At 72.1% G+C, this 12,455-nt stretch carries 7 protein-coding genes; 1 reads left to right on the forward strand and 6 read right to left on the reverse strand.

Annotated features, from left to right (window positions below; genetic code table 11):
• Positions 1-35: 35 nt before the first annotated feature.
• From ABZ370_RS16900 to ABZ370_RS16915, 4 genes are all read right to left on the reverse strand, one after another.
• Complete coding sequence (locus ABZ370_RS16900; protein WP_358620999.1) at positions 36-2,027, reverse strand: beta-galactosidase; 1,992 nt, start codon at positions 2,025-2,027, stop codon at positions 36-38.
• A 71-nt stretch (positions 2,028-2,098) separates the two neighbouring features.
• Complete coding sequence (locus ABZ370_RS16905) at positions 2,099-3,055, reverse strand: carbohydrate ABC transporter permease (protein WP_358621002.1); 957 nt, start codon at positions 3,053-3,055, stop codon at positions 2,099-2,101.
• Positions 3,052-3,993, reverse strand: a complete 942-nt coding sequence (locus ABZ370_RS16910) for an ABC transporter permease subunit (protein ID WP_358621004.1) — start codon at positions 3,991-3,993, stop codon at positions 3,052-3,054. The genes ABZ370_RS16905 and ABZ370_RS16910 overlap by 4 nt, the downstream gene beginning before the upstream one ends.
• Positions 3,993-5,675: an extracellular solute-binding protein gene (locus ABZ370_RS16915; RefSeq protein ID WP_358621007.1), complete on the reverse strand. Its 1,683-nt coding sequence runs from the start codon at positions 5,673-5,675 to the stop codon at positions 3,993-3,995. The genes ABZ370_RS16910 and ABZ370_RS16915 overlap by 1 nt, the downstream gene beginning before the upstream one ends.
• Positions 5,676-5,932: 257 nt before the next feature.
• On the opposite strand from ABZ370_RS16915, the gene ABZ370_RS16920 reads away from it, so the two are divergent.
• Positions 5,933-8,950, forward strand: coding sequence for a glycoside hydrolase family 3 C-terminal domain-containing protein (locus tag ABZ370_RS16920; protein WP_358621009.1), 3,018 nt, complete (start codon positions 5,933-5,935; stop codon positions 8,948-8,950).
• A 47-nt stretch (positions 8,951-8,997) separates the two neighbouring features.
• Here the strand turns inward: ABZ370_RS16920 and ABZ370_RS16925 are convergent, their stop codons facing one another.
• Both ABZ370_RS16925 and ABZ370_RS16930 read right to left on the reverse strand, forming a co-directional pair.
• Positions 8,998-10,458, reverse strand: a complete 1,461-nt coding sequence (locus tag ABZ370_RS16925) for an aldehyde dehydrogenase family protein (protein ID WP_358621011.1) — start codon at positions 10,456-10,458, stop codon at positions 8,998-9,000.
• 157 nt (positions 10,459-10,615) lie between these two features.
• Complete coding sequence (locus tag ABZ370_RS16930) at positions 10,616-12,346, reverse strand: PucR family transcriptional regulator (RefSeq protein ID WP_358621014.1); 1,731 nt, start codon at positions 12,344-12,346, stop codon at positions 10,616-10,618.
• Positions 12,347-12,455: the final 109 nt, after the last annotated feature.

A 12,455-nucleotide genomic window follows, 5' to 3' on the forward strand; every position in this document is an offset into this window, starting at 1 on the left:
GACTCGGGGATTCCGGATTCCGGGGATTCCGGGGATCAGAGCGGTGCCAGGACCACGACCGCGAAGCGGTCCAGCCTGACCTGGGTGTCGTACACGCGGCCGGTCAGCAGATCGGTGCGCGCGGACGGGAGGGGGACGACCGCCGGGGAGCGGCCGTGGTTGAGGAGGAAGAGGTACGGGCCGCGCGGTACGGCCTCGACGCCCTCGGGGATGCCGGGCAGCGGCGGCGTCAGCCCGGCCTCGTCGGCGGCGCGGGCCAGCAGGGCGCGCAGCGCGGCGGGTTCGGGGAGGGTGGAGACGTACCAGGCGGTGCCGTCGCCGTAGGCGTTGCGGGTGACGGCGGGCAGGCCGTCCAGTTCGCCGCCCTTGATCCGGGCGACCGGTTCGGCGGTGACGGGCTCCAGGTCCTCGGACCAGAGGGAGCCGGTGAACGGGCCGAGCCAGGGGCCTTCGGCGGTCACCGTCTCGCCCTCGTCCAGCGGCCACCACTCGTGGACGGTCCGCAGCCCCAGGATGTCGCGCAGCCGCCGGTCGACCCCGCCGGGGCGGACCCGGTCGTCCTCGTCGGCGACGCCGGTGAAGAAGCCGCAGACGAGGGTGCCACCGCCGCGGACGTAACCGGCCAGGTTCTCCAGCGCCTCATCGGTCAGCAGATACAGATGGGGGACGGCGACCAGGGCGTAGTCGGCGAGATCGGCGTGCGGATGGGCGAAGTCGGTGGTGAGGTTCCGCTCCCACAGGGCCTGGTGCCAGGCGCGCAGCACCTGGTCGTAGTGGAGCCGGGCGGAGGGCCTGCCGTCCTGGACGCTCGCCCACCAGGCGTGCCAGTCGTGCAGGAGGGCGGCCCGGGCGGGGACATCGCGGCCCTGGACCGCGCCCAGTTCGCGTAAGGAGGCGCCGAGTTCGCGGACCTGGCGGAAGGTTCGGCTGTGCTCCCCGGCGTGGGTGACCATGCCGGAGTGGAACTTCTCGCTGCCCTGCCGGGACTGCCGCCACTGGAAGAAGCACACGCCGTCGGCGCCTCGCGCGACGGCCTGGAGCGACCACAGCCGCATCAGACCCGGCGGCTTGGGGTGGTTGACGCCGCGCCAGTTGACCGGGCCCGCGGCCTGTTCCATCAGCACCCACGGCCCGCCCGCCTGGGAGCGGGTCAGGTCGTGGATCATCGCGCCGTACGCGGCGCCGTGCGGGTCCTTGGGGTCGGGGTAGACGTCGACGGAGACGACGTCCTCCTCGGCGGCCCAGGCCCAGCCGTCCTGGCCGATGAACAGCGGCATGAAGTTGGTGGTCACCGGAATGTGCGGAGTGCGGGCGGCCAGCGCGTCGCGCTCGGCGGTGAAGCACTCCAGCAGCGCGTCGCTGGTGAAGCGGCGGAAGTCCAGCGCCTGCCCGGGGTTGACCAGGTATTGGGCCCGGCGCGGCGGAATGATCTCCTCCCAGGAGTCGTAGCGCTGGCTCCAGAAGGCGGTCCCCCAGGCCTCGTTGAGCGCGTCGAGGCTGCCGTACCTGGTGCGTAACCAGCGGCGGAAGTGGGCGGCGGTGGTGTCGCACCAGCAGTGGGTGCCGTATTCGTTGCCCACGTGCCACATCCGCAGGGCGGGGTGGTCGCCGTAGCGGTCGGCCAGGTCCTCGGCGATCCGCAGCGCGTAGTCGCGGTAGACGGGGGACGAGGCGCAGAACTGGTTCCGCGAGCCGTACCAGACGACCGAGCCGGTCTCGTCGCGCGGCAGGGTCTCGGGGTGGCGGGCGCCCATCCAGGGCGGCGGGGAGGCGGTCGGGGTGGCCAGGCACACCTCGATGCCGCCCTGGTGGAGCAGGTCCATGACCCGGTCGAGCCAGCCGAAGTCGCGTGCGCCGGGGCGGGGTTCGAGCGTCGCCCAGGAGAAGACGCCGACCGTGACGGTGGTGACGCCCGCCTCGCGCATCAGCCGGATGTCGTCGTGCCAGACGCTCTGGGGCCACTGCTCGGGGTTGTAGTCGGCGCCGTAGAGGATGCGGCCGCGGGTGGCGTCGTTCAGGTCGGGCATACCGGCTCTTTCGGGTCGGGGCGGGCGGGTGGAACGGTGTCAGCGGGGTGGGGCGGCGGGGTCAGCAGGGGTCAGCCCTTGACGGCGCCGATGAGCATCCCCTTGGTGAAGTGCTTCTGGACGAACGGGTAGAGGACGGCGACCGGGATCAGCGCCAGCACCATGACGGCCATCTGCACGGCCAGGCCCGGGATCTGCTGGCTGGAGATCATCTGGGACATGCCCTGCGGCGCCTGCTGTTTGATGACGAGCTGGCGCAGGATCATCTGCAGCGGCCACATCTGCTGGTCGTTGAGGTAGAGCATCGCGTTGAACCACTGGCTCCAGTAGCCGACCGCGTAGAACAGGGAGACCACCGCGATCACCGCCTTGGACAGCGGCATCACGATCTGGAGCAGGATGCGCCACTCCCCCGCGCCGTCGATGCGGGCGCTGTCGACCAGTTCGGGCGCGGTGTCCTGGAAGAAGGCGCGCAGCACCAGCACGTTGAAGACCGAGAGGGCGCTCGGCAGGATCATCGACCAGTAGCTGCCGTCCAGGCCGACCCCGGTGACCAGCAGATACGTGGGGATCAGTCCGGCGTTGAAGAACATGGTGACGAGCAGCAGCATCAGGATCGGCCGGTGCAGGAACGAGCCGGAGCGGGACAGTCCGTAGGCGCACAGCACGGAGACGACGGTGCTGATCGTGGTACCCACCGCCGTGAGCGCGAGGCTGACGAGCGTCGCGCGGGTCACGGTGCCGCCGCTCAGGAGCTCGGTGTAGGCCCGGAAGGTGATCGTCCTGGGGACGATGACGAGACCGCCGGCGTCGGTGATGGTCCTCTGGTCGGAGAGGCTGGTGACGATCACGACCCAGAGCGGGCCGAGGATCACCAGGCACACCCCGGTCAGGGTGATGCCCTTGAGCCCCTGGCCGACCCTGCCGGGCTCCTCCTCCCACACCGGGCGCTTCTCCCCGCCGCGCCGTCGCAGGGGCTGGGCGGGCGGTGTCGCGGCGGGGGCGGCGGGCCGCTCGGTCACGGTCATTTCCGGTAAACCCCCTGCTCGCCGAGCATATGGGCGACTTTGTTGGCGATCAGCACCAGGACGAGGCTGAAGACGCCCTTGATCAGACCGCCCGCGGCGGCGATCCCGTAGTCGGTGTTGGCGATACCGACCCACCACACATAGGTGTCGAAGACCTCCGAGGCGCCCGGCCCCACCGCGTCACGCTGGAGCAGGATCTGCTCGAAGCCGACGGTCAGCGCGTCGCCGACGCGCAGCACCAGCAGCAGGGCGATCACCGGGCGCAGCGCGGGCAGCGTGACGTGCCACATCCGGCGCCAGCGTCCCGCGCCGTCCGCGGCGGCCGCCTCGTACAGGTCCTGGTTGACGGCGGACAGCGCGGCGAGGAAGACGATCACGCCCCAGCCCGCGTCCTTCCACACCAGCTGGGCGGTGACCAGGTACTTGAAGACGCCCGGGTCGGTCATCAGGTCGAAGCCCTCGTACCCGTGGGAGCGCAGCCGCTGGGCGAGCAGCCCGGCGCCGCCGAGCATCTGCTGGAAGATCGTGATGACCAGCACCCAGGAGAAGAAGTGCGGCAGGTAGAGGACCGACTGCACCAGGCCCCGGAGCCGGTCGCTGAGCACGCTGTTGAGCAGCAGCGCGAGCGCGACCGGCACCGGGAAGAACAGCACCAGCTGGATGAAGGTGATGCTGAGGGTGTTGGCGAAGGCGTCCCAGAAGCGGCTGTCCTCGAAGAGCAGGGTGAAGTTGTCGAACCCGACCCAGGGGCTGGTCCACAGCCCCTGGGTGAACGGGTCGTAGTCCTTGAAGGCGACCGTGGTCCACAGCAGCGGGACGTAGGTGAACAGCAGGAGCAGACCGACGGCGGGGGCCGTCATCAGCAGCAGGGCACGGTCGCGGCGCAGCCGGTGCCACCACCGGACGCCGTCGGTCCGGTGGCGGGGGTTCACCGCCATCAGGCGCCGCTGCCGTTCTCTTCGAGGAGCTTGGCATACCAGTCGCGGAGCCGGTCGCCGCCGCCGCTGCGCCAGTCGTCGATGGCCCGCCGGGCGTCCTTGAGCGACTTGCGGCCGCGGGTGACGTCCTTGGCCAGGTCCTCGAAGGGGGTGTAGAGGGAGGCGTACCGGTTGGGCTCCTGGATCTGCATGCCGTAGAAGAGCGGCTTCTTCGCGAACTTACACATACGCCGCATCCAGCCGCAGTAGTCCTCGACCATCTGCGGGAAGTCCGGGTAGGCGACACTGGCCTGCGGTGACACGACGAAGCGGTAGGTGTCCTGGACATCCCGCACACCGGTGGCGTTCTTGACCGGAACGCCGTCCTTCATGGTGTGGTGCACCCCCTCGACGCCGTAGTCGATGAGCCGCTGTTCCTTGGTGCCGAAGGGCGCGGCGATGAAATTGGCGAGGGCGAGGACTTCCTCGATCTGTTCCTTGGAGAGGTTCTTGTTGAGGAAGGACCAGATCTGGGCGGGCGGGTCGAGATAGAGGACCGGGTCGCCGCCGTCGGGGCCGAAATAGTCCATTCCCTGGATTTTGAAGCCGGGGTTGGGCTCGGCCTGTTCGAAGGTGGCGCCGTACCATTTGGCGTCGCCGTCGTTCATGATCAGGGTCTGGCCGGAGGTGAAGCGGGTCAGCGCGTCATTGGCCTTGCCCGCGATGGCGTCGGGGTGGACATAGCCCCGGGCGAAGAGCTTGCGGCACCACTCCAGGGCTTCCAGATAGTTGTCGGTCTCGACCTTGTGGACGAGCTTTCCGTCCTTCTCTACCCAGTAGTACGGTTTTTCGCCCGGGCAGCCGAAGAATCGCTGCGCCGCCCACCACATGTCGTCGCACGCCCACACCTTGCTCTTGGGGCGGGTGATCTCCTTGGCGAGGGCGAGGAATTCGTCCGGGCTCTTCGGTACTTGATATCCGTTCTTCTTGAAGAGGTCCTCGCGGTAGAACGGGACGACTCCGGCGAGCGGGCGGGAGGGCATCGGCAGGCCGCGGAGCTTGCCGCCGAAGACGGACATCTGCCAGGCGGCGGTGGGGATGGCGGCCAGGTTGGGATATTTCTTGACCTTGTCGCCGGAGAGATACGGGCCGAGGTCGGCGAATTTGGCGCTGACCGCACCATGGATCTTCCCGCCCATCTCCCACAGCGGAATCATCACGATGTCGGCGATGTCACCGGAGGCGAGAACGGCGCTGAGCTTTTCGCCGTAGGTATTGCCGTCCTGCGGCTGAAGTCTCACCTTCGCGCCGAGCGCGTCGTCGACCGCCTTGTAGTAGGCGTTGTCCTTGGACGGCGGGGTGCCCCACAGCGGTTCGAACATGGTGTAGCTGCCGCCGTGGCCGGGCTTGCCCTTCACGGAGGCGACCAGATCGGCGGCGGGCGGCGCCTTGGTGTAGCCGGGGCTGGAGCCGTTGACACTCGGAATATCGGGGTCCGCCACCTTCGAGGCCGCATAGGTAGGCAGCAGCTTCTTCAGGTCCTTGCCGGAGGTGGTTCCGTTCTTGTCGCCGCTCCCCTCCGTGGAGCACGCGGACAACAGCGGAACGCCTCCCGTCACGGCCGCCGCGGCGATCGCCGTGGAGGCCAGGAAGGTTCTCCGGCTGGGAGCGGAAGTAGAGGCCGAAGCCTGGGAGTTCGGCATTGCGTCAACCCTTCGTGGCGAGCCCGCCGTACGACCGATGGTCGAAGCGCTTCGATATTGCGCTGAGATTAAGTCGGGGGGTCAGGTCGCGCAAGGGCCGGGCGGGAAGGAGTCGTTGGGGGGTCCGTTGATTCTCGTCTCATCGCAATCGGGTGGCGGGAAAGGTGCGTTGGTCCGTCGAGCCTTGACAGAGCGGGACCTGGACCCCCAGCATCGAAGCGCTTCGAATCACACCTCCGACCTCCGCGAGGAGACCTGTGAGCGGTTGCGAGCCCGGTGCCCCGGCGACCCGTCCGCCCTTTCGCGATCCGCGGCTGCCGCTCGGCGTCCGCGTGGACGACCTGCTCACCCGGCTCACGCCCGACGAGCGGATCGCGATGCTCCACCAGTACGCCCCGGCGGTGGAACGGCTCGGCCTCGCCGCCTTCCGCACCGGGCAGGAGGCGCTGCACGGCGTCGCCTGGATGGGACCGGCGACCGTGTTCCCGCAGGCGGTCGGGCTCGGCGCCACCTGGAGTCCGGACCTGGTGCGGCGGATCGGCGAGGCGGTCGGCGCCGAGATACGCGCCATGCGCGCCCGCGACCCCCGGGTCGGGCTCAACGTGTGGGCGCCCACGGTCAATCTGCTGCGCGATCCGCGCTGGGGCCGCAACGAGGAGGGATACGCCGAGGACCCGTACCTCACCTCCGCGCTGGCCGCCGCCTACACCCGCGGGCTGCGCGGCGACCACCCGGACCGCTGGCGCACCGCCCCGGTCCTCAAGCACTGGCTGGCGCACAACAACGAGACCGGCCGCGACACCACGTCGTCCTCGGTGCGCCCGCGCGTCCTGCACGAGTACGACCTCGCGGCCTTCCGCGGCGCGGTGCGGGCGGGCGCGGTGGCCGGGGTGATGCCCGCGTACAACCTGGTCAACGGGCGGCCCAACCACCTCTCCCCGTATCTGCGGGAGCACCTGCGCACCTGGACCGCGCACGACCTGGTGGTCTGCTCGGACGCGGGCGCGCCCTCCAACCTGGTCGACTCCGAGCACTACTTCGCCACCCACGAGGAGGGCGTGGCGGCCGCCCTGCTGGCCGGGGTGGACAGCTTCACCGACCACGACCAGGACGCCTCGAAGACGGTCGAGCGGGTGCGGGGCGCGCTGGAGCGCGGGCTCATCGACGCGTCCGCCGTCGACACGGCGGTGCGGCGGCTGCTGGCGATGCGGTGCGCGCTGGGCGAGTTCGGCGGGTTTGACGGGTTCGGCGGGGAGGACGATCCGTACGCCGATCCGCCGGGCGCCTTCGACACCCCCGCGCACCGGGCGCTCGCCCTGGAGGCCGCCGAGCAGGCCGTCGTCCTGCTCACGAACGACGGGCTGCTGCCGCTGTCGCCGTCCGCCACCCGGACGCTGGCCGTGGTCGGCCCGCTCGCCGACGAGTGCAAGCTCGACTGGTACAGCGGCGCTCTGCTGCGCCGCAGCTCGCCGCGTGAGGCCCTGGCCGCGCGGCTCGGCGCGGACCGGGTGGTGTTCGTCGAGGGGACGGACACCGTCCGACTGCGCACCGCGGCGGGCTGGGTGCGGGTGCCGTCCGGTGCTGTGGCGGAAGAGCGGGGGCGCGAGGCGTCGCAGGAGGCGTCGCTCAACCCGGCGCATACGGCGGGACGCACCGACCTGCCGCCGCTGACCATCGGTGACACCCCCACCGACCTGGCCCTGGCCGACTGGGGCGGGGGCGTGCTCACGCTGCGCGCCCCCTCCGGCCGCTATCTGACGGTCGCCGGGGACGGTTTCGTGCGGGCCGCCGCCGAGCAGCCCGGGGGCTGGGTCGTTCAGGAGACGTTCGCGCTGGAGCGGCACGGGGACGGGCATCTCCTCAGACACGGCGGGACGGGCGGATATGTCTGTGTCGCCGCCGAGGGCCTGAAGGTTGCCGACCGGTCCCGGGCCGAGGTCTTCCACCCGGAAGTCGTGGAACGCGGCGAGGACGCCGTCGCGCGCGCCGCCGCCGGGGCCGACGCGGTCGTCGTCGTCCTGGGCAACGATCCGCACATCAACGGCCGCGAGACCGAGGACCGCACCACCCTCGCCCTGCCCGCCGCGCAGGACCGGCTGTGGCGCGCGGCCCACGCCGCCAACCCGCGCACCGCGCTGGTGCTGACCAGCAGCTATCCGTACGCCGTCGGGGACGCGGCCGACGCGCTGCCCGCCCTGCTGTGGACCGCGCACGGCGGCCAGTCGGCGGGCACCGGGCTGGCCCGGGTGCTGTTCGGCGACGTCTCACCGGCCGGGCGGCTGCCGCAGACCTGGTACGCGTCCGAGGACGAGCTGCCGGATCTGCTGGACTACGACATCATCGCCTCCCGCGCCACCTACCTCTACTTCGACGGCGCCCCGCTCTTCCCCTTCGGGCACGGCCTGTCGTACACCCGGTTCGGCTACGACGGCCTGTCGGTGCGACGGCCCGGGAGCGATGCCGGGGCGCTGGCCGTCGAGTGCACGGTCACCAACTCCGGGCCGTGCGACGGGGACGAGGTGGTGCAGATCTACGCGAGCGCCCCGGGGGCGCGCGTCCCGCGCCCCCACCGGCGGCTGATCGCCCACCGCCGGGTGTACCTGCGCCGGGGCGAGATGGTGCGGCTGTTCTTCACCGTGCCGGTGGACGAGGCGCTGGGGTTCTGGGACGTGGCGCACGGCCGCTGGACCGTCGACCCGGGCACGTACGAGATCCACGCGGGCGCCTCCAGCGCGGACATCCGCCGCACCACCACCCTCACCCTCGACGGCCCGCCGCCCGCTCCGCGCCCGGTGCTGCGGCACGGGCTGGAGGCCGCGGACTACGACGCGGCGGACGGCACCGTGCTCGTCGACCGCACCAAGGTCCGCGGTGACGCGGTGGCCTGCGGCGGCGAGGCGGTCGGCCGACTGCTCTTCCGCGGCTGCGACTTCGGTGCGGGCGCGGCGGCGGTCACGGTCGAGGCGGCGGTCGCGGCAGGGGACGAGGCAGCGGTCACGGTCGAGGCGGCCGTCCCGGCAGGGGACGAGGCAGCGGTCGACGCAGTCGTCGGGACAGGGGGCCGGACAGCGGCCGAGGCAGCGGTCGACGCAGCGGTCGAACTCCACCTCGCCGACGGCACCCCGCTGGCCACCGTCGCCGTCCCGCCCACCGGCGGCCGCTATACGTACACCACCGTCCGCGCCGACCTGCCCACACCCCTGACGGGCGTGCACGACCTCCACGTCACGCTGCGCGGGGCGATCAGACTGGCCCGCCTCGGCTTCTCCGGTTGAGGGTCGAGAATCCGGAGAAGCCCGGGGCGGGCGGCTGGGAGCGTGCGCTACAGGTCGATCCCGGTGAGGACCATGACCCGCTCGTACGTGTAGTCCTCCATCGCGAAGCGCACGCCCTCGCGCCCCACGCCGGACTTCTTGGCGCCGCCGTACGGCATCTGGTCGGCCCGGTACGACGGCACATCGCCGACGATCACACCGCCGACCTCCAGCGCGCGGTGCGCCCGGAACGCGGTCTGCACATCGCGAGTGAAGACGCCCGTCTGCAGGCCGTACTTGGAGTCGTTGACGGCCGCGAACGCCGCCTCCTCGTCCGCCGCCCGCTGGACGGTGAGCACCGGGCCGAAGACCTCCTCGCAGGAGAGCGTGACGTCCGCCGGGACGTCCGCGAGCACCGTCGGGGCATAGCTCGCGCCCTCGCGCTTGCCGCCCGTCAGCAGCTTCGCACCGGCCTGGACCGCCTCGTCCACCCAGGACTCGACGCGCTTGGCCGCGTCCTCGTTCACCAGCGGGCCGACGTCGGTCGTGTCCTCGGACGGATCGCCGGTGACCTGCGCCTCGACCGCCGCGACGACCTTCGGCAGCAGCCGCTCGTACAGGGACGCGTCCGCGATCACCCGCTGCACGGAGATGCAGGACTGGCCGCCCTGGTAGTTGGAGAACGTGCCGATGCGGGTGGCCGCCCGGTCGAGGTCGGCGTCGGAGGCGTAGTCGGACAGGACCACCGCCGCGCCGTTGCCGCCCAGCTCCAGCGTGCAGTGCTTGTGCGGCACCGACGCCTGGATCGCGTAGCCGACCTTGTCCGAACCGGTGAAGGAGATGACCGGCAGCCGCTCGTCCTGGACCAGCGCGGGCATCTGGTCGTTCGGCACCGGCAACACGCTCCAGGAGCCCGCCGGAAGGTCGGTCTCGGCGAGCAGTTCGCCGAGGACCAGCGCGGACAGCGGGGTCGCGGGCGCGGGCTTGAGGATGATCGGCGCGCCGACGGCGAGCGCCGGGGCGACCTTGTGGGCGCACAGGTTCAGCGGGAAGTTGAACGGCGCGATGCCGAGCACGGCACCCCGGGGGAAGCGGCGGGTCAGCGCGAGGCGGCCCTCGCCTCCGGCGTCGGTGTCCAGCCGCTGGGCCTCGCCGCCGTTGAACCGGCGGGCCTCCTCCGCCGCGATCCGGAAGACGGAGACGGCGCGGCCGACCTCACCGCGCGCCCACTTCATGGGCTTGCCGTTCTCGGCCGAGATCAGCCGGGCGATCTCTTCGGTGCGCTCGGCGAGCCGTCGCGAGACGTGGTCGAGGGCGGCGGCCCGGACGTGTGCGGGCGTTGCGGAGAACTCCCCGCGCACGGCCTCGGCGGCCGCCACGGCCTCCTCGATCTGCGCCTCGGTGGGAACGCTCACCGCGCCGACGCGCCGGCCGTCCCACGGCGACGTGACCTCGAGCGTGCTCTCGCCCGTCGCCTCGCGGCCGGCGAGCCAGAACGCGTGGGTGACAGCTTCGTTTGTCTCTGGCACGGCGAATCCCGACCCTTCTGAAGTGGTGGGGTGATGGTGCGGATGTCTCTCTGCTCCCACCGTAGGCGCGCGCGGCGCACGGCGCGTTTGTCCGAGGCGGCGCAGTCGGTGGCCGCGGCGCACCGCAATGGCGTGGCGTGCGGTGTACTGGAAGATCTCAGGACTTCAACGTGGGGGTCGCCGGGGCCGTGGCCTTCAGTGCCAGCCACAGCTCCATGCGGACGTCCGGGTCGTCGAGGGAGCGGCCCAGGATCTCCTCCACGCGGCGCATCCGGTACCGCAGGGTGTGCCGGTGGACGCCCAGGTCGGCGGCGGCCGCGTCCCACTGCCCGTGCCGGGACAGCCAGGCGCGCAGGGAGGCGACCAGGTCGCCGCGGCCCGTCGCGTCATGGTCGTGCAGGGCGCGCAGCATGCCGTCGGCGAAGGCCCGTACGGCGTCGTCGGCGAGCAGCGGCAGCAGCGAACCCGCCGCGACGTGCTCGTGCTCGACCAGCACCCGGCCGCGCCGCCGCGCCACCGACAGGGCCTGCTCCGCCTGCCGGTAGGCGGCCGCGGCCGCGATGGGGCCCGCCGGGGCGGACAGGCCGACGACCAGGCAGCCGCCCTGGGCCGCGGCGGCGGCGCGGTCGCGGGGGCGGGTCGCCACGCCGCGGCGGCTCTCGATGCCCTCGGCGTGCTCCGTACAGACGGCGACGGCGGCCCCGCCGTCCGGGGCCAGCACGATCAGCCGCTCGCCGTCGGGCACGACGAGCACCGCCTCGCCGGTGCGGGCCGCGGCCGCCTCCATGGCGTCCACGAGCACGCCGAGGGGATCGGCGCGGTCCGGGTCGCCCGGCGTGGTACCGGCGTCGCTGTCGGCGTCCGGCTCCGCCGGTGTCTCGTCCGTGGCGTAGGTGCCGCGCGAGGGGTGCGTACCGGCGCCCGGCACCGCCTCCGCGACGAGCATCCGGAACGGGGCGTCCAGCAGCTCCCCGTACAGCCGCCCGGCCACCGCCCGGGCATGGTCCGGCTCCCCCGCGAGCAGCATCCGCAGAACGGCGGTGCCCAGCCGCTGCTCGGCCTCCCGCAGGGCCCGGGACCGTTCGGTGGTCAGGGTCAGCAACGCCACGGCCGAGTGGACGGCGTACCGCTCGGCGGTGCCCAGCGGCGCGCCCGTACCGACCGCGAGGACACCACGGGTACGGCGCCCCGTCCCCAGCGACTGCAACTCCACCCGGTCCGTCGCCACGTCGCCCGCCTCCGCGGCGCCCCCGCCGACCACCACGCTCGCCGGGGCGGGCCGGGCGCGCAGCCGCTCGGCGTCGGCCGTATGACGGGCGGCGCGGCGGGCCGCCCAGTCGGGGGCCGCGGCGACCACGGAGCCGGAGGCGTCGTAGAGCGCCGCCCAGCCGTCGATGTGCGCGGCGAGCCGGGCGAGCAGCGCGGCGGGCCCCTCGGCGCCGATCGCGGCACGGGTCAGCTCCCGCTGCGCCTCGAACCCGGCGGTCACCGCCCGGTACTGATCGGCGGCTATCGCCGCCGAGACGGCCTTGCTGATCGCGATGAACGGCGTACGCCGCGGCACCCCCAGCAGCGGCAGCCCCTCCTCCTTCGCCGCGGCCAAGAGCGCCGCAGGCACCTCGTCATAGGCCACCCCGACCGCGAAGCCCAGCCCCACCACCCCCGCGCCGACCAGCCGCCGGACGTAGCGGACCATCGCGTCCCGGTCCTCGGCGTCCAGCTTCATCGCGGTGATGAGCAGCAGCTCACCGCCCTCCATATACGGCACGGGATCGGCGAGCTCGCTGACATGAGCCCAGCGCACCGGCGTCTCCAACCCGTCCTCTCCCGCGAGGACGGACAGCTTGAGCGCGGTGTGGTGGACGAGCGAGGCGAGCGTGGGAGGCATGGCACCTTCGATGCGGATGCGACGACGAATGCGACTTCACCGCCCCGTATGAACGGCTACTGCCGATTCTGCCTCAATGGACGAATCCGTGGTATCCGCGCCGAGTAGT

Origin of the sequence: Streptomyces sp. NPDC005962 (assembly GCF_040629205.1) — a bacterium.
GTDB lineage: Bacteria > Actinomycetota > Actinomycetes > Streptomycetales > Streptomycetaceae > Streptomyces.

What these genes read in the sequence shown, in the direction of transcription:
- ABZ370_RS16900 (WP_358620999.1), bottom strand. Translation starts at nt 2,027, where the DNA reads ATGCCCGACCTGAACGACGCCACCCGCGGCCGCATCCTCTACGGCGCC.
- ABZ370_RS16905 (WP_358621002.1), bottom strand. Translation starts at nt 3,055, where the DNA reads ATGACCGTGACCGAGCGGCCCGCCGCCCCCGCCGCGACACCGCCCGCC.
- ABZ370_RS16910 (WP_358621004.1), bottom strand. Translation starts at nt 3,993, where the DNA reads ATGGCGGTGAACCCCCGCCACCGGACCGACGGCGTCCGGTGGTGGCAC.
- ABZ370_RS16915 (WP_358621007.1), bottom strand. Translation starts at nt 5,675, where the DNA reads ATGCCGAACTCCCAGGCTTCGGCCTCTACTTCCGCTCCCAGCCGGAGA.
- ABZ370_RS16930 (WP_358621014.1), bottom strand. Translation starts at nt 12,346, where the DNA reads ATGCCTCCCACGCTCGCCTCGCTCGTCCACCACACCGCGCTCAAGCTG.